At 69.8% G+C, this 17,552-nt stretch carries 14 protein-coding genes; 3 read left to right on the top strand and 11 right to left on the bottom strand.

From position 1 onward, the window contains the following. Positions 1 to 2: 2 nt before the first annotated feature. The 10 genes from malQ to AC0T5L_RS20040 are packed head-to-tail and all read right to left on the bottom strand — an operon-like array spanning position 3 to position 14,680. Positions 3 to 2,168 (bottom strand): 4-alpha-glucanotransferase, encoded by a 2,166-nt coding sequence (gene malQ, locus AC0T5L_RS19995; protein ID WP_476166979.1) that lies wholly within the window; start codon positions 2,166 to 2,168, stop codon positions 3 to 5. Next, complete coding sequence (locus AC0T5L_RS20000) at positions 2,168 to 5,035, bottom strand: HAD-IIB family hydrolase (protein WP_476166980.1); 2,868 nt, start codon at positions 5,033 to 5,035, stop codon at positions 2,168 to 2,170. The genes malQ and AC0T5L_RS20000 overlap by 1 nt, the downstream gene beginning before the upstream one ends. Further along, positions 5,032 to 5,970: a carbohydrate kinase family protein gene (locus AC0T5L_RS20005; protein WP_476166981.1), complete on the bottom strand. Its 939-nt coding sequence runs from the start codon at positions 5,968 to 5,970 to the stop codon at positions 5,032 to 5,034. The genes AC0T5L_RS20000 and AC0T5L_RS20005 overlap by 4 nt, the downstream gene beginning before the upstream one ends. Further along, a complete protein-coding gene (locus tag AC0T5L_RS20010; RefSeq protein ID WP_476166982.1) occupies positions 5,967 to 7,091 on the bottom strand; it encodes a sugar phosphate nucleotidyltransferase in 1,125 nt (374 codons plus the stop codon). The genes AC0T5L_RS20005 and AC0T5L_RS20010 overlap by 4 nt, the downstream gene beginning before the upstream one ends. Further along, complete coding sequence (locus AC0T5L_RS20015) at positions 7,084 to 9,207, bottom strand: glycosyltransferase (RefSeq protein WP_476167069.1); 2,124 nt, start codon at positions 9,205 to 9,207, stop codon at positions 7,084 to 7,086. Before AC0T5L_RS20015 ends, AC0T5L_RS20010 begins: the two co-directional genes overlap by 8 nt. A gap of 14 nt (positions 9,208 to 9,221) precedes the next feature. Continuing rightward, positions 9,222 to 10,697: a hypothetical protein gene (locus tag AC0T5L_RS20020; RefSeq protein WP_476166983.1), complete on the bottom strand. Its 1,476-nt coding sequence runs from the start codon at positions 10,695 to 10,697 to the stop codon at positions 9,222 to 9,224. 5 nt (positions 10,698 to 10,702) lie between these two features. After that, positions 10,703 to 11,500, bottom strand: coding sequence for an ABC transporter permease (locus AC0T5L_RS20025; RefSeq protein WP_476166984.1), 798 nt, complete (start codon positions 11,498 to 11,500; stop codon positions 10,703 to 10,705). Further along, the gene (locus AC0T5L_RS20030) at positions 11,497 to 12,312 is read right to left on the bottom strand and encodes an ABC transporter permease (RefSeq protein WP_476166985.1); all 816 of its coding nucleotides are present in this window, start codon (positions 12,310 to 12,312) and stop codon (positions 11,497 to 11,499) included. The genes AC0T5L_RS20025 and AC0T5L_RS20030 overlap by 4 nt, the downstream gene beginning before the upstream one ends. After that, complete coding sequence (locus AC0T5L_RS20035) at positions 12,309 to 13,331, bottom strand: ABC transporter ATP-binding protein (RefSeq protein WP_476166986.1); 1,023 nt, start codon at positions 13,329 to 13,331, stop codon at positions 12,309 to 12,311. The genes AC0T5L_RS20030 and AC0T5L_RS20035 overlap by 4 nt, the downstream gene beginning before the upstream one ends. Then, on the bottom strand, positions 13,328 to 14,680 hold the full coding sequence (locus tag AC0T5L_RS20040) for an aspartate aminotransferase family protein (RefSeq protein WP_476166987.1): 1,353 nt from the start codon (positions 14,678 to 14,680) through the stop codon (positions 13,328 to 13,330). The genes AC0T5L_RS20035 and AC0T5L_RS20040 overlap by 4 nt, the downstream gene beginning before the upstream one ends. A 253-nt stretch (positions 14,681 to 14,933) precedes the next feature. Between AC0T5L_RS20040 and AC0T5L_RS20045 the strand changes: the two genes are divergently transcribed. Both AC0T5L_RS20045 and rfbB read left to right on the top strand, forming a co-directional pair. Next, entirely contained in the window at positions 14,934 to 16,001 is a 1,068-nt protein-coding gene (locus AC0T5L_RS20045) for a glucose-1-phosphate thymidylyltransferase (RefSeq protein WP_476166988.1), read from the top strand. Beyond that, a complete protein-coding gene (gene rfbB / locus AC0T5L_RS20050; protein ID WP_476166989.1) occupies positions 15,998 to 16,990 on the top strand; it encodes a dTDP-glucose 4,6-dehydratase in 993 nt (330 codons plus the stop codon). Before AC0T5L_RS20045 ends, rfbB begins: the two co-directional genes overlap by 4 nt. A gap of 41 nt (positions 16,991 to 17,031) precedes the next feature. On the opposite strand, the gene AC0T5L_RS20055 is transcribed toward rfbB, so the two are convergent. Further along, positions 17,032 to 17,295: an NUDIX hydrolase gene (locus tag AC0T5L_RS20055; RefSeq protein ID WP_476166990.1), complete on the bottom strand. Its 264-nt coding sequence runs from the start codon at positions 17,293 to 17,295 to the stop codon at positions 17,032 to 17,034. Here AC0T5L_RS20055 and AC0T5L_RS20060 point away from each other — a divergent pair. Continuing rightward, a complete protein-coding gene (locus AC0T5L_RS20060; protein ID WP_476166991.1) occupies positions 17,281 to 17,535 on the top strand; it encodes a hypothetical protein in 255 nt (84 codons plus the stop codon). The two genes, AC0T5L_RS20055 and AC0T5L_RS20060, sit on opposite strands and share 15 nt — an antisense overlap. Positions 17,536 to 17,552 lie beyond the last annotated feature (17 nt).

A 17,552-nucleotide genomic window follows, 5' to 3' on the forward strand; every position in this document is an offset into this window, starting at 1 on the left:
TGTTACTCCGCACGGAAGAGGGAATCGGCATCTCTTTCCTTCTCAACGCTGTGGGGATTCAGGTCTGTGAAGACCTCGGCGATCCTCCGGAGGAGGGGCGAGGAGGACAGTTCCTCCAGCGGCACGGGGCGCCCCCGGGGACCGGCCACGGGCAGTCTCCAGTTCGGGTGGACGGTCGCGGTTCCCGGGAGGTTCTGGGGCCTGCGGTCGCCGACCGCGTCGGGCAGCCAGACGCCGAGCATCAGGGCGGGCGTCAGGCGGAGGAACCGGTGAAGTGCGATCACCACCTCCTCTTCGCTTCCGTGGAACGGGTCGGCGATCAGGCCCAAGCGGGACAGTTCCAGGACCCAGGCGTCGCGTTCGGCCGCCGCGTCGGCGGCTTCCCGCTCCTCCGGCCGGGTGAGGAGCCCGAGCTCGGCGCGGAGGCCGACATGCTCTCCGGTCAGCCATGCCGCGGTCGTTGGCAGGTCGTGCGTGGTGAGCGTCGCGAGACAGCGCCGTCGCCACCGCTGCGGAGGCAGCGGCCTCCTGCTCCGCTCCGTGTCGTCCACGAACTCGAACCTCTGGACGGAGGTGCCCAGGAAACCTCGTTGGTCCAGTTCCGCCCCCACCCAGGGTTCGACCGTGCCGAGGTCCTCCCCGATCACTCCGGCGTTGGCACGGTGGGCCTCCAGCGCGAGCGCACCGAGCATGCCCTCGTGGTCGTAGTGGACGTAGGCTCCCTCGGAGGGGCGGCATCCCCGCGGGATCCACCAGAGGCGGAACAGGCCCATCACGTGGTCCACCCGCAGGGCACCGGAGTGGCGCAGACCAGAGCGCAGCAGCCCGGAGAACGGTTCGTAGGCGGTCGCGGCCAGGGCCTCCGGAAGCCAGGGGGGCTGGCCCCAGTCCTGCCCGTGGCGGTTGAAGTCGTCGGGAGGGGCCCCGACGCTCACCCCGGAGGCGATGCGTTCCTGCTCCATCCATGTGTCCGCTCCCTCCGGAGCCACACCCACGGCCAGGTCGTGCACGAGGCCGACGCGCATGCCCGCGTCGACGGCCTCGCGCTGCGCCCCGGCCAGTTGTTCGTCGGTGATCCACACCGCCCACATGTGGAAGTCGACGCGCTCCCGCAGCTCCTCGCGTAGGCGGGACACGGAGGCCGATCGCGGGTCGCGCAGCTCGGCGGGCCATGATCGCCACGCGCCGCCGTGTACCTCGGCTATACAGCACCAGGTCGCGAAGTCCTCCAGCGCTCTCCCCTCGGCACGGGCGAACTCCTCGAAGACCCCTCTGCGTGCCGGGGCGTGCGCACGTGCCCGGTAGATCCGCCAGAGGGCCCGCAGCTTGCGGTCCCGTACGGTGCCGCGGTCGATGAGCGCGGAGCCGTCCAACACCGCGGTGTTGTCAGCGCGCGCTCGCGCGGCCAGGGCGTCGACCTCCTTCCGCTCGGTGGCGGACAGGTCCCGGTACTCGGGCAGGTCCTCCACACGGACGTGCATGAGGTCGGGGAACCGGCGGGAGCTCGGCCGGTACGGGGAGGGATCGGAGAGGAGGCTCGGATCGGTCGCGTGGAGCGGACCGAGCTGGACGAAGTCCGCGCCCAGGGCGGAGCCGGACCAGCGGGCCAGGGCGGCGAGGTCGGACAGGTCGCCCATTCCCCACGAACCGCGGGAGAGCAGGGAGTACGACTGCACCGTGAAGCCCCAGGCACGTCGGTCCGGGACGCGGACGCGGTCGGGTACGGCCAGCAGGTGGCCCTCGGCTGCCGAGCCCGGCCCCTGGACGCGGAGCTTGTGACGCCCGTGGGGCATCGGCCCGGCACCGTACCGAAGCCGCCCCGCGCGCTGCTCGGTGCCGACGGCCACCAGATCACGGCGGCTGCCGTCCTCCAGTTCGACCTCACCGGAGGAACCGTCCGGTAGCCACAGGTGCGGTGCCGCGGCCCCGGGGCCCTCGGCGGTCCGGACCACCGTGCACGCGGGCAGGAGGCGCTCGCGCCGCTCCGTGCGCCGGGCCTCCAGGGCGTCACGGGCGGCCCTGGGCGAGGAGCCGTCCACACCGCAGGCGGCCAGGACCGCCACCAGGGTGTCCGGACGGATCCGGTGCTCGGTTCCCCGGTCGGTGGTGTAGGACGTGGCGACGCCGTGTTCTCGCGCCAGCTCACGCAGGAAGTCGGTGGTGGCCATCATTTTCCTCCCACGAGGTGGTGGGGTGCGAAGATCCGCTCCAGTACGACGGCCACGCCGTCCTGGTCGTGGGCCGGGGCCGTCTCGTCGGCGACGGCGAGGAGGTCCGGGTGCGAGTCGGCCATCGCCACGCCGTGGTCGGCCCATGAGAGCAGGGGGATGTCGTTGGGCATGTTCCCGAAGGCCACTGTGTCCTCGGGGCCGAGCCCGAGCAGTTCGGCCGCGCGGGCCAGCCCCCGTGCCTTGTCGGTACCGGAGGGCAGCAGCTCGACCATCCCGTGGTCCGAATGGATGACGGACACCCTTCCCCCGGCGGCGCGCACGGCTGCTTCGACGACCTTCTCGTCCGCCACACCGGACTGCTGGAGCAGGACCTTGTCGATGGGCCGGCCCCAGAGGGACGAGCGGTCGCGGGCGATCGACCAGCCGTGCCGGATACGGGGGCTGAAGCCGCTGGTGACCACGCACGATCCCTCCGGCGCGGCGGTGATGACCCCGACCTCCATCGGTGGGTCCCCCAACAGGGCCTGGGTGTCCTCCACCACGCTCCGGGCCAGGTCCCGGTCGAGGCTCTCCGAGAAGAGCAGTTCGTCCCGCGCGGTGTCGTAAAGCTGTGTGCCCTGGCCGCAGACCGCCAGGCCCCGGTATCCGATGTCTCCGAAGAGCTCCCGGCAGGACGAGGCCGGTCGGCCGGTGACCACCAGGTGCCGTGCGCCCGCTTCCGCCGCCAGGGCGAGGGCGCCCCTGTTCCGGGGGGACAGTGAGCGGTCGTCCCGGAGCAGTGTGCCGTCGAGGTCGGTCGCGACCAGCGGGTAGGGGAGGTCCGCGCGGGGGCGGCGTGCCTGGCGGAGGACGGGAACGGACTCCCACTCGGTGCTTCCCGAACTCCGGGTCAGCAGGAGGACGAGGTCTCCGCCGGGCGGCGGGGCGACCGTCCCCCGGAAGAGCCCTCCCGAGTGTTCCAGGGGGACGAGCACGGGCGCGTCCGCGTCCGCGGGCACCGCCTCGTCCGAGAGCGGAGCCTCTGGCCCGGACGGGTCCCCGCCGGAGGCACGGGGGCCGGCGCCCCCTCCCGGGGCCGAGGCCACGGCTTCGACCCGCTCGACGCCGGGACTCCGGTACTCCACGTGCACGAGCCCGCCGGGCCGCGGTTCGGCCCGGCACCGACGCCGTGCCCCTCCGGTGCCTGTCCCGGGGCCCGTGGAGTCCTCGGGCGCCGGGACCGGAGCGGGGCTCCGCCGGGTGTCCTCTTCGAGGAGCTGGGTGAACCTGTCGAGCCGAACCCGCGCGCTGCGCCTCCAGGTGAAGGAACGGGCGGTGCTCCGGGCCTGCCCCGACAGGCGCTCGTACAGATCCGGCCGCTCACGCCAGACCTTCAGGGCCTCCCGGATCCGCGCGGTGAGATCCTTCGTGAGGCCGGTGTCCTCGTCCCGGAAGGAGCGGCGCACGGTGAAGCCCGTGGAGCGCGGGTCTTCGTGGGGCAGTGCGTGCCCGAAGTGGTCCGTGACCCGCTGGGCCGAACCGATGGGCACGGATCCGCAGGCCATGGCCTCGGCCTGGGCGATGAGGAAACCGTCCAGTTCGTACTTGGACGGGTAGACGCAGAAGTCCGAGGAGGCGGCGTGCCGGAAGAGGAGCTCCTCGTCGGCCAGCTCCCAGGTCAGGTGGACGTTGTCCGGATAGCGGTCGGCCACCCTCTGGAAGCGGGCGTTGGCCGGCTCGGGATCCTGTGCGGCGGAGCCGGTGGAGCAGCGGATGACGAAGTTGACGTCCCGGTCCTCAGCGAGCACGTTCTCCACCGAGCGCATCAGCTCCAGCTGTCCCTTGTGGTGCACGGCGTATCGGGAGGCGTGGTAGAACGTCGGGCGCCGGGGCGACAGTCCCAAGGAGCGTAGGACGTCGGCGCGGACCACCGAGCCGGGATCGCGTGCCAGCCAGCTGTCGGAGACACCGCACCCTCCGTCGAGCAGCCGCTCGGGTGAGGCCTGGAGGAGCCGGGAGACCGGCAGGCGGCGGAACAGGGGCTCGAAGGGAGAGCCTTGGAAGCCCGTGAACCATGCCCGCTGGCCGGACGAGACGAAGTCGATGAGGTCGGCGTGGGCGGCGACCAGGGAGAAGATCGCGATGTGGTCGTCCCTGCGCCCCTCGTGCATCCTGGTCCCAGCCAGGGTGCGCTCCACGATGTCCTCCGGTGACCCGGGAACCGGAGGAGCGGGCTCAAGGGCCTCCAGGTCCGGGCAGGTGAGGCCGAAGGACTCCAGCAGGCGTTCCACCTGGGGTCCGTAGACGCTCTGCGTGACGGGGGCGTTGGCCGCCACGGTGCTCACCGTGCGGCGCAGCGGGTCCCGGCCCCACACGAGCGGTAACACGTAGTGGTAGAAGGGTTCGAACGCGTGGACCACCGCGGGTTCCCCGGCGTGGAGCCAGTCAACGAACCTCGCGCCCTCCGCTTGGAAGACCAGCGGCTTGAAGTGCGCGAGGTCGCGTCCCTCTAAGCCGGGCGGCGGGTAGATGCGGCCCGGCAGCAGGTCAAGGGAGGAGTTCGAGAGCAGGTACACGTCGACACCGTCGGCGCGGAGCCTGTGCGCTCTGGTGGACAGCGGGAGCGCCATGCGCTCCGGGTGGTCGGGCCAGGTCCGCCGGTCCAGGACCAGCGGGAACTCGTGGTCGTGCTGGTAGTCCAGTTCCTCGACGTGGTGGGTGTCTCGGAGGGTCTCCAGATGTCCGTGCGCCGGTGTGACCACACTGACCCGGTGGCCGTGGCCGGTGTACTCCCGTGCGAGGTTCCACACCAGCGGGGAGAGGCCGCCCCGCATCAGCCGGTTGTCGTAGCCGCCGCACTCGAACGAGAAGAGCACGATGTTCACGGCTTCACCGCCTTGAGGAAGGCTGTGCGGGCCCGCTCCCTGGCTTCGTGCAGCGCGGTCGGGTCCACGAACTCCGTGTGGGTGCCGGCGCTGCCGCAGGCGAACGCGCCCGCCACGGCCCCCGACAGGGCGCATTCGCTGATCGCCTGGTCCTTCAGGTAGGAGTACAGGAACGCGGCGACGAAGGCGTCGCCCGCACCGTTGCTGTCCACGACCGGGCGCTCGGGGAGCGCCGCGGGGTAGTGCCTGGGGGCCGGTTCCCCGCGTACCAGTACGTGACAGCCCCGCTCCCCGTCGGTGGCGACGGCGACCCGTGCCCGCCCGCGGTCGATGATGCTGTGCAGCACGCGGGGGAGCCGGTCGCGGATCGCCGCGGCGCTGAGGAAGACCAGGTCCGAGCGCAGCGCGTAGAAGAGGTGGTGCGGGTTGTCCCCGTCCCAGTCGTGCAGGTCCGTGGAGCTGGAGAGGCCGAGAGCCTCGATGTCCTCGTACATGTCCCTGTTGTGGCCGATGATGGACATGTGCACGTGCCTGGAGCGTTCCAGGTGGGGCAGGTAGAACGCGCGGGGCAGGCGCAGGTCGGCCGGGTGACGGCCGTCGTAGAAGGAGAAGCGGCGTCCCTCGGGGTCCACCAGGTTGATCCCCCGTGGCGTGCCGTGCGCGGAGACGATCCGGCTGAAGTCGAGGCCGATTCCGGCGTAGGCGTCCAGGACCATCCGGCCCTGGGCGTCGTCCCCGAGGAAGTCGATGAACTTGGTGGACACCCCCAGTGTGTGGCAGCCGGTCGCCACGCCGTTCCCGGTGTGGGCGACGTAGTCGTGTACCGGCGGAACGCCCGCGGAGTCGCCTTCGGGGACTTCCAGGGCGTCGACGCGGACGATGGTGTCCACGCCCGCTCCTCCGGCGACCAGGACGTCGTACTTCGGGTCGTTCATGGGGTCTGCTCAATCCTCTCGGACCTGATGACGTGTGTCTCTCCGTTGCCCAGGACCACGGACGAGTCGATCCGGGCGTGGTCGGGTACGCGTGCCCCCGGCATCACCACGCTGCGGTGGACCCGGGCGTCAGCACCGATCCGCGCCCCGGGAAACACGACGCTCTGAGAGAGGCTCCCCCCGTTGGCCAGGCCTTCGGGGACGACACTCCGTGTCACCCCCTCCGCGCTGGCCACGAAGGACCGGGGCGTGCCGGGGGAGAGCGTCCACGGCATCCGGGTGACGGGGAGCCGGGCATGCGGACTCGCCAGGGCCAGGTGCGCGCGGTGGTAGCGCTCGACGGTGCCGATGTCCTCCCAGTGGGCACCGACCTCGTGCCCGCGTATCCGCTCACCCCGCGCGAGCATCGCGGGGATCACGTCCTTGCTGAGGTCGTGCTGCCAGGAGGTGCCGTCGAGCATCTCCAGGTAGCGGTGGAGCACGGCGGCGTCGAAGACGCAGAACGCGGCGAAGACCAGGTCGCTGGTCGGCTCCGAGGGCTTTTCCGCGAAGTCCGTGAGGTTCCCCCGGCCATCGAACTCCACCATGCCGAACAGGTGCACCCAACGCCGTTCGATGCGCTGGTAGGCGATGGTCAGCGCCGCGCGCGAGGCCCGGTGCTCGGCGATCAGGCGCCCGTAGTCGTAGCGGTGGACGTGGTCGGAGTGCAGGACGAGTACCTCCGACGCGCCCTCTCCGAAGACGTACTCCGCCTTGCGGATCAGGGCGTCGGCCGTGCCCTTCTCACGCGGCCCCGCGTGAGCGAGGGGCGCCCGCGGCGGCGAGCCCCCGCGGGAGGCACGGTAGGCCGCATCGTGCGGACCGAAGTGCACCCTGAACCCCGGGGCCGTGTTCCAACCCAGGTGCAGGGTGTCCATGATCTGGCGTTCCCTGTGCTGCGGGAGCAGCAGTACTTCCCCGAAGCCCGTCCTGCGGGCGTTGGCGAGGCTGAAGTCCATGAGACGGCAGGCGCCCCCGAAGGGGACCAGGGGTTTGGGCAGGCCGTCTCCCAACCAGCCCATCCGGCGCCCCTCACCGCCCGCGAGCAGGACCGCCCTCACTCCGTCGGTGGTCTCAGCCATGGCTCACCGTGTCCCAGGCGAAGCGTCCGGAGTCGAGGGTCAAGAGCAGCATCGCCGACGCGGGCGTGTCCTCCCCCTGTGCCGGCGGGAACGTGAACTCGCCCGGCCCGGTCCTGGCCAGGGGGACGACCCGTGGGGTGGCGCGCCCTCCGCCGGCCTCCGCGGCGGGCACGACCATCTCGACCTTAAGGGCGTGCGCGAACCGGTAGACGGCTCCGCGGCCGGCGTCCGCGGACGGTGTTCCGTGCCGGGACCGTAGAAGGTCGATCTCCCCGGCGGGAACACGGTCGCCGTGGTCCCGCAGCAACCGTTCACAGGAGGCGAAGTCGCCGCGTCGCCAGGCGGACCGGAAGAGCCGCCGTGCGGCCTCGCCGTCCACCGCCGCGCACCTGGCGTACGCCTCCGGGTCCCCCGACTCCAGCGCGGCCTCGGCGATCTCCTTCCGGTGCTCCGTCCAGGCGTGCTCCGGGAGCATGTCGAACCATCCCCACCGCAGCGCCTCCCCGGCGTCCAGCACCGGTCGTTCTCCGCGCCACAGCGACTCGAACGCCTCCAGGTGCTTGTGCGCGCAGTTCTCCCAGGTGAACTCCCCGGCCACGGCGGCGGCTCTGGCCGACAGTTCCCGGTACCGCTCCGGATCCTTCACGAGGAGTTCGGCGGCCTCACGCATCCTTTCCACGAGCGCCGCCACGAGCAGGTCGTCGTCCTCCGCGAAGGAGCGTCTGACGGAGAGCCCCGTGGTCAGCGGCTCGGGGGAGGCGTGATGGAAGTGGGACATCCCGCACTGGTCCGTGGCCACGGGTACGGTCCCGTACGCCATGGCCTCCCCCTGGGCGATGAGGAAGGTGTCCATCTCGAACTTCGAGGGAAAGACGCAGAAGTCGGCCGCGGCCGCGTACGCGCGGACGGTGCTCTCCTCCTTCCTGTCGGACTGGATCCGGACCCGGCCGGGCCAGCGCTGCTCCACCTCGTGGAAGAGGGGGTCGTCGATCCCCACGGGCGAGACGCAGCGCAGGACGAAGTTCGCCGCCAGGCCCTCGCTGAGCACCCTGTCCACGGCGCGGAGCAACTCGCGCTGGCCCTTGTGCTCGACCGCGTAGCGGGCGTTGTGGAAGAAGGTCGGCAGGTTCGGGTCCAGGCCCAGACCGCCGAGGACCTCGTCCCGGTCGGCCTCGTCGCCGTCGGCCGAGAGCCAGGTGTCGGAGATCGCGCAGCCGCCCACGAAGCCCTTGTGCGCGTTGCGGCGCACCGTCCCGTACACGTCGAGTTCCCGGAAGAGGCGTTCGAAGGGGGTGTCCCGGAAGGTGGTGTAGAAGTCCCTCTGCCCCGGGGAGAGGAAGTCGACCAGGTCGGCGTGCTCCGCGACCAGTTCGTACACGCCGACGTAGTCCCGCGGGTACTCGTAGTGCAGGTGTGTCAGCTGCTGGTACTGGCTCATCGCGGCGAGGTCCCCGCTCTGGCCGGCTTCGTCGCCCGCCCTTCCGCCCAAGGGGGCGCCGAGGGTCTCCAACAGGCGGTGCACCTTGGGTGCGTGGACCTTCTTCGTGATCGGCATGTTGCTCTGCACCGTGCTGACGACCTGCTTGCTCGGGTCGTTCCTCAACGCCGCGGGCAGGAGGTAGTGGTAGTAGGGCTCGTGCATGTGCACGATCGCCCTCTCGTCCCCGAACCACGCGCGAAGGAAGCGGACGCAGTCGACCTGGAACACGAGCGGTTTGAAGAAGTTGAGATCCCTGCCCTTGGCGGAGTAGGGCGGGTAGAAGGAGTCCGACAACCGGTCGAGGTACTCGTTCGAGAGGAGGTACAGGTCGACGCCCTCCTTGCGGATCCGGTGCGCCGTCGTCCTCAGGTCCAGGTGCGTGGTCTCGTCGAACCCCCGCCAGACGCGCGGATCGAGTACGAGCGGCAGCGTGTGGGAGTCCTCGTAGGGCAGGTCCTCGACCTCGTGGCGGCTACGAAGGTCGTCCAGGCGCCCGTGGGCGGGGGAGACCAGGGACACCCGGTGGCCGCTGCGGGCGAACGATCGGGAGAGGTTCCAGAGGTAGACGGAGGTCCCGCCCTGCAACATGGTGTGGTCGAAGCCGCAGCATTCGAAGTACGTCTCGATGATGTGCATCTGGGACACGGTGGTCACATTCCCCTCGTGATGGAGGGCTTGGGCGCCCGGGCGAGTGCGTGCCGAAGGTCCATGGCCGTGTAGTAGAGGCGTGCGTGGTCCTGGTTGTAGGTGAGTTCGTGTAGGAGGCGGTTCAGGTAGAGGAGGCGGTACAGGGGAGAGCGTCGGCCTTCGTCCCCGCTTCCCGCCGAGCCGCCCAGCAGGAGCTCGGTTACCCGGTCCCGCCAGATGTCGGCCGTTCGACACACCGTGCGCAGGACCGCGAGGTCCTCCTCGGGCCAGGAGTCCTCCGCGCGCGGCCGTTGGGCCGCGTCGAGCGCGGCCGCCACGGCCGCGTCCGTGTTGCTCCTGTCCAGGAGCCGTGCGCCGTGGTCGAGGGCTTCGTCGGTGGTGAAGTACTCCAGGGCGCGGCGCAGGGCGACGCGGTCCGCCAGCGGGGACTGTAGCTTCCAGCCCGGATCGGAGAGGGAGGGGGTGGAGACGTCGATGATCCGGATGCCTCCGGGGCGCGGTGGGTCCGTGTCGGGCGCGACGATCAGGTGGGACAGGTGGAGGTCCCCGTGGCACGGCCCGGCTTCGCCCCTCTCGTGGAAGGGCTCGCCCCCGGCGTGCCGGAGCCGTAGATCCTCGGCCTCGTAGCGCAGGGCGCCCAGCGCCGCGGCCCACAGGCCGGCCGGGATCCGCCCGCTCACCGGAGGGCGTCGGCCCAGTGCCGCGAGGGAGCTGGAGGCGGTCTCCAGCGCGGAGCCGACGGGGTAGGTGTCCTCGGGGCCGTCGTCCCGGAGCGCCGAGGCCAGGTCACGATGGAACCTGTGCAGGGAGTCGCCCGCCTCCCGCAGTGTCCCCTCCAGAGGGCGCAGCCCCGCGCGGACGGTCGCCTCAGGAGAGGAGGAGGACCGCAGCTCCGGCCACAGGGAACGCAGGTTCTCGCGCAGCGGGGCATCCAGGCCCTCGCCTGTGACGTGCTCGTAGAGCACGCCGAGCGGGTACTCGGTTCCGTCGTCGGGACTGACATAGCGGTAGTCCCCCGCCCAGCGCGGGGTGTGCCCCATGCGGTCGAGGCGTCGCAGCAGTTCGGGTTCGTGGGGCGGCGGGTTGATCCGCCGGTACCTCTTGTGGACGTAGGCGGTTCCGGAGACGTCCACGAGGGTGAGGGAGTTGGACGACGGTTGCCGTTCGAACCTCCTGGGGCGCGCTCCTCCTTCGGCGATCGCTCCGGCACGGAACTCGATCACGCCTCCGAGCCTCGTGGGGATGCGGCGCCGGGCCCTCAGCAGCTCCACGACCGTGGAGTCGAAGCGGGACGCGTCGGGTTCCCCGGTGCCCCGGCCGTCGTCCGGCGGGGCGAGACGCCAGGTGTACGCGCCCGAGGGGGCGGTGGTGACGAGGAGCCGGACGCCCTGGTCCCGGAGTTCCGCCTGGTCCACCGTCTCCTCCGCGTCCGGGGGAGACGGGGCTTGCGCGGGTGTGGGGTTCGTGTGCTGTGTCATCGGGCTCAGCTCCCGGTCATCTCGTAGGCGGCGAGTCCTCGGTTCCACACGGTCAGGGAGGCGGCCAGGAGCGCCGCTGTGACCACGGGTGTCCAAACGGCCAGTCCGGTGTCGTCGAACAGCAGGTACGTGCATGGGACGTAGGCGGTGAAGGCGAAGGGGAGAAACCACGTCGTGACGACGCGCATGACGGGGTGGAAGATCTCCAGCGGGTACGCGGCGAACTCCGAGATCTGGTTGGCCGCGTGCATGGCGGGGAAACTCGTGACCGTCCAGAAGGACAGTGAGGCGAAGAGGAGCTTCACGGACATGTGGATGAGTGCCCCGAGAAGCACGAGCGCGGCGGCGGCCAGCCACTGTGCCGGAGTAAGTTCCAGACCCAGGTGGTGTCCCGCCCACGCGACCAGTGCCGCGCCCACGAACAGCTCCCCGAAGCCGTCGGGGTGGAAGAACCGCTCGGAGAGCAGGCCGAACAGCGGGTTCACGGGGCGGATGAGGTACCGGTAGAACTCGCCCTGCCGTACCAGGCGCCGGCCCAGCTCCCACAGCTGGTCCGTGAAGAGGCGGTCGAGGGCTCGCGGTAGCAGGGAGAAGCCCAGGAGGAAGACCATCTCGTGCAGTGACCAGCCGCCCACGGCCGGGGTGAACTGGAAGATCACACCGATGACAGCGGTCTGTACGCCGACCCGGACCAGGAAGGCACCGGCCCCGAGCGCGAAGTCCAACCTGTAGGTCATCAGCCGCTGGAGCCCGATCCCGCCGAGATAGCAGGCGAGCCGCGTATGGCGAAGAAGCTCCCTCATCCGCCCAGTACCTCCAGGCGGCGGACCGCGAACCGCCACACCAGCACGGAGACCGAGCACATCACCGCTATCCAGAACAGTTGCGGCCCCAGGACGCCGAGGATCCCCGAAACGCCGTCGTACCGCCCCAGGAGCAGGGTGAGCGGGCTGTCGATCATCGTGTGGAAGGGGAGGGAGCGCGTCACCGTGGCGAGTACGTCCGGCATCAGCGCGATGGGGACCATCTGTCCGGAGAAGAACGCCACCACGGTTTGTTTCATCAGCCGGATCCCCCAGGTGTTGGTGGTGACGAAGGCGGCCATGCCCACCAGAAGGTTGACCAGGTAGGCGACCGCCGCTGACAGCACGGCCGACACGGCGAACAACAGGGTGTCCGTGGGACGGGGAGCGCTGAGCGGGACCAGAAGGGCGAACAGCAGGAGGACGGGCAGGCCGGCGAACAGGGCGTTGGTCCCGATGACCGGCAGGCAGGCGTAGGCCCTGACCACGGGGTAGCTGACCGGCTTGAGGAGCATGGCCGCCACGTGGCCCCTGTAGACCTCGGCGGAGACCTCGTCGTCCACGCGGTTGGCGTGTAGGAGGCCGAGGACCTGCGCGACGAGCAGGTAGGTGGTGAGCTCCGCCGAGTCGAATCCCCCCGGCGGTCCGCCGGGTGAGCCGGAGTGGACCGCCTGCCACAGGAAGATCATCATCGCCGCGCTCGCGGCGGCCGTCACCGCCGAGATGACGAACGTCGAGCGGTAGCGCAGCAGTGACTGCAGGCTTCCGGTAACGAACGGGGTGTATCGGGAGATCCGGCGCAGGAGGGTCACGCTGCCCCGTCCGGTGTGTGGTCCCGGTGCCCGTCGCGGGTGTAAAGCTCCTTGAGGACCGAGCCCAGGTCGGGCTCGGGAACGTAGCAGTCGGTCAGGTCGACGCGCTCCAGGAGGAAGGTGAGGACCTGCCGGGAAGAGAGCAGGCCGACCGGATAGTCGACCCTCACCCGGTGGCCGTCAGCACGTACCCGGGTCCCCGGGAGGACGTGCTCCACCTCGGCGGCCACCGCCTCCGTGCTGGGGCCGCCCTGGTACTCGAAGACCACGGAGCGCTGCCCCGCGGTGCTCAGCAGCCGGTCGATCCGCCCCTGGTGGATCACCCGCCCGTGGTCGACGACCAGGGCCGTGTCGCAGATGCTCGTGATGTCGGCGAGGTCGTGACTGGTGAGGAGGACCGTTGTACCGAGCTCCCGGTTGACCCGGTTGACCAACTCCCGAACCGCTTCCTGGAGGACCATGTCGAGTCCGATCGTCGGTTCGTCCCAGAAAAGTACCTCGGGGTCGTGGAGGAGGCTCGCCGCGATCTCGGCGCGCATCCTCTGGCCCAGGCTGAGCTGGCGTACCGCGGTCGTCGCCAGCGAATCTATGTCGAGCAGTTCCCGGAAGAGCTTGAGGTTGCGCTGGTACACCGGTTCGGGGATGTCGTAGATGCGGCGCAGGATGCGGAAGGAGTCGGGGACGGACAGGTCCCACCAGAGCTGGCTCCGCTGCCCGAACACCACACCGATCCTGTGCGCCGTGCGCCGACGGTTCCGGTAGGGCTCCAGGCCCCTGACCAGACAGCGTCCCGACGTGGGCGTCATGATGCCCGTGAGCATCTTGACGGTCGTGGACTTTCCGGCGCCGTTGGTGCCCAGGTACGCCGTCTTGGCGCCCGCGGGGATCTCGAAGGAGATGCCGTCGACGGCCCTGATGGTGCGGTACCTGCGTGTGAAGAGTGTGCGCAGGCTTCCCGCCAGGCCTGTCTCACGCTCGGGTACGCGGAACTCCTTGACGAGGTTTTCGACGGTGATCAAGTACCCTCCACTCGCTCCAGGGCGCGTTCGAGGGAGCTCAGAGCCGACTCCAGAGTCTCCTCGCCGATGTTCAGGGGCGGGCTGACACGGATGATGTGGCCTCCCAGGGAGGTCCGTACTCCGAGGTCGAGCGCGGCCTTGTAGACCTCGCGCGCGATGTCGGGCGCGGGCTCACGTGTGGCGCGGTCGCGGACGAACTCCACGCCGTGGAGGAGGCCGATGCCCCGGACGTCTCCGATGCTGGGAAAACGGTCCCGCATCCTCGCGAGCCGTTCGTCCACGAGCGTGCCCAGCTCTTTCGCGCGTTCGGCCAGGGCATCGCGCTCGACCACCCTGAGCGTGGCGGTCGCGGCGGCGACTCCCAGGGGGTTGCCGCCGTAGGTGGAGGCGTAGGCACCGGGCTCGGAGGCCGAGGGGCGGTTCATGAGCTTCCGGGGGCCGGCGAGCACTGAGAAGGGAAAGCCGTTGGCGGTGCCCTTGGCCATGACGACCAGGTCCGGGCGCACCCCGACCTCTTCGCTGGCGAGGAAGGAGCCGGTGCGGCCGCCCCCGGTGAGGACCTCGTCGGCGACCAGGAGGACACCGTTGTCCCGACACGCCCGCGCTACCGTCTCCCAGTATCCGGGGGGCGGTGTGATCACCCCCGCCGCTCCCTGCACGGGTTCGAAGACCAGCGCGGAGATATTCGGTTTCTCTGCTATGTGACGACGTACGAGGGAGGCGCAGCGCAGTTCACAGGAGGGGTATTCGAGTTCCAGCGGACACCGGTAGCAGTAGGGGGAGTACCCCAGCACGCTGTTTCCGGCGAAGGACTGGGTGCCGACGTCCCAGTGCACCAGCATCCGAGCGCCCATGGTCTTTCCGTGGAAGCCGTTGCGCAGGGCGCCGATCCGGTTGCGTTCGGGCGGAGCGGTGCGCTGGACCAGGCGCAGAGCGGCCTCGACGGCTTCGGCCCCCGTGGAGAAGAAGGCGTAGGTGTCGAGCTCCGGTGGCAGGGCCCGTGCCAACAGCTCGCACAGTTCGGCCCGTTCCGGAAACGCCGAGTCGTGGACGTTCCACAGCTGCTGGGCCTGTGCGCTGAGAGCCTCGACGGTTTCGGGATGGGCGTGCCCGAGTGATTGCGTCAGGGCCCCGGCCGCGAGGTCCACGTAGGTGTTGCCGTCCATGTCGGTCAGCGTGGACCCGTTACCGCTGGTGAAGACCCGACGGCCGAACGCGGCCTCGTCAGTGGCGCCGGGCGCGACATGCGCGCTCTCGCGTTTCAGCCATCGTTCCTGTCTCCCGCAGTCGGGGGAAGAAAGACCTTGCTGTGTTCTGGCAAGGCTTTCTTCCTGGTTGGCCTCCTGCATGCAGGCATCCCTTCGGATGGAATTCTCGCACTTCAGACCTGGTTAATGGCACTCTCGCACAAGGTCGGAAGGTCGGATGGCTGGCCCGGCGTCCTGGGCTGCGGCAGTGAAGAGTGAAGCAGAGCGCGATATGCGTGTCAATGGATTGCGCAAGGAACAGAAAAGTCTTGCGTAGCTCTTCGGGGGTGTGGTTGGGTTGCCCCGATCCCAGCCAGGCAGGAGGTGCGCTCCTGATCCACGCGAGGAGATAACCGTGAAGGCGCTCATTCTTGCAGGTGGGACGGGGAGTCGTATGCGTCCGTTCAGCCACACCACGGCCAAGCAGCTGCTGCCCGTGGCAAACAAACCGGTTCTCTTTCACGTTCTGGAAACCGTGGCCCTGGCCGGCATCAAGGACGTCGGAGTGGTCGTCGGGACGACCGGCGACCAGATCCGAAGGGCCGTGGGGGACGGTTCGCAATTCGGCGTGCGCGCGACCTACATCGACCAGTGGAAGCCGCTCGGTATCGGCCATGCCGTCCGCACCTCACGAGAGTTTCTCGGAGACGATGACTTCCTGCTGTTCCTCGGGGACAACTATATTGGTGAAGGCATCTCGGACTTCGTTTCCCGTGCAGGTCAGAGCGGCTTCGACGCGAGCCTGCTCGTCCGCAGGGTCGGTGACCCCTCCCGTTTCGGCGTAGCCGAACTCGGCGAACAGGGCAGGGTGGTGCGCGTCGAGGAAAAACCCGTGAGGCCGCGGAGCGATCTCGCGCTCGTGGGGATCTATGCCTTCACGCCCGCCATCCACGAGGCGGTGCGCTCCGTCCCCGCCTCGTCCCGTGGGGAACTGGAGATCACCGACGCCCTTCAGTGGATGATCGAGCGGGGCCGGCCGGTGACCGCTGAACCCCTCACGGGAGCGTGGTGCGACGTGGGCAACGTTGGGGACCTCCTCGACGCGAACCGTGTCGCGCTGGGCGCCACACGCAGGCTCATGGAGGGAAGCGTCGACTCCGAGAGCACCGTCGTGGGTCCGGTCCACGTCGCCGAGGGAGCCGTGGTCCGCCGGTCGCGCCTGTACGGTCCCGCCGTGATAGGCCCGGGGGCGGTCATCGACTGCTCCGCCGTCGAACGCTTCACCACCATCGGGCCCGAGTGCAGGATCCGGGGCAGCCGTATCGGTTCCTCGGTCGTCATGGAGGAGGCGTCCGTGGAGCGGGTCGACTCGCTGACTGGCTCGTTCATAGGTCGAGGAGCCGTGGTCTCCGGTACGTCCGCGGCCGGGGGCGGACACCGTCTCACCCTCGGGGACCACAGCAGGGCGTGGCTGGCCTCATGAGAAGGGATGCCGAGGCCACCCGGGTCCTGGTGACCGGAGGCGCGGGTTTCATCGGATCAGCCCACGTCGAGGCCCTGCTCGGCTCCGGGGGGAACGGCCGTACGGCCGTCACCGTTCTGGACAAGCTCACCTACGCCGGCGACACCGATCACCTGAGTGCCCTGTGGCACCACCCGGACTTCACGTTCGTCAGGGGATGCGTCCGCGACGCGGATCTCGTGGACGGCCTGGTGGCACGGCACGACCAGATCGTGAACATCGCCGCCGAGTCCCATGTGGACCGCTCGATCCAGGACGGCGGTGCGTTCGTGCGAACCAACGTCCTGGGTACGCAGACCCTTCTCGACGCGGCCGTTCGCCACGGCACGGAGCTCTTCCTGCAAGTCTCGACGGACGAGGTCTACGGTTCCCTGACGGAAGGGGCCGCCGACGAGAGCGCGGCGCTGCGCCCGAGTTCGCCCTACTCCGCGTCCAAGGCATCCGCCGACCTGGTCGCCCTCTCCTACGCCCGCACCCACGGTCTGGACGTGCGCATCACCCGTTGCGCGAACAACTTCGGACCGCGCCAGTACCCGGAGAAACTCGTCCCGGTCCTGTTGACCAGGCTCATGGAGGGCGGGAACCTGCCGATCTACGGAGACGGGCGGAACACGCGCGACTGGTTGTACGTGGATGACCACGTGCGGGCGCTTGAGGCCGTACGCACCTCCGGCGCCCCGGGTGAGGTCTACAACATCGGCGGCACGGCGGCGATGACCAACGTGGAGCTGGCGGAACGGCTGCTCGTCCGATTTGGAACCGGCAAGGAGAGGATCGAGTACGTACCGGACCGCAAGGGGCACGACCGTCGCTACGCGGTCGACTCAACGAAGATCTTCGAGGAGTTGGGCTTTCGGCCGCGGGTGACGTTCGAGGACGGCATGGAACGCACATTCGACTGGTACCGCCGAAACCATGGTCTCGTCCGGCACCAGACGCTCGATCAGTGAACTCCGGCCAGGCCGCCGAGAAATTCGGACGGGACGAGCCCTCAGTCCACGTGCGCGGGGCCGGGGTCCGTCCAGTGCTCGTGGAGCAGCGCGATCTGTTCGGATAGCACGCGTGCCACGGACGGTTCCGGCAGGCTGTCCGTGTCGAACCACGCTGCCTCGCTGGTCTCGGCGCTGCTGAAGGCGGGGTCGAGGCCAGCCAGCGGTTCGCACACGAGGAAGAGTTCGTAGACGTGCCGGTCGTAGGCGGGCGTATGGGGCCACAGGTGGCGGTCGAGGACCCCCGTGAGATGGACCGCTCGCACGGGCAGCCCGGATTCTTCGAGGATCGGGTGTTCGCCCTGTCCTCCGTGGTCGGGCAGGCGGGAACATCATCGGCCCGCCACCTCGGCCTGTTCACGGGGACGCTCTCCTCCGTGTCCGGGCTGACGGTGCTCGTGCCCGCAGGAGCGCTCCTCGACGCCGGCGGGCCGCTTCCCTGGCTCCTGCTCGTGCTGGTACCGCTCGCCGGAGCGGTCCTGGTCCCGCGCCGGGGCCGACCATGACACGAAAAAGCCGCCCC

Source organism: Nocardiopsis sp. TRM 82005 (genome assembly GCF_056312425.1).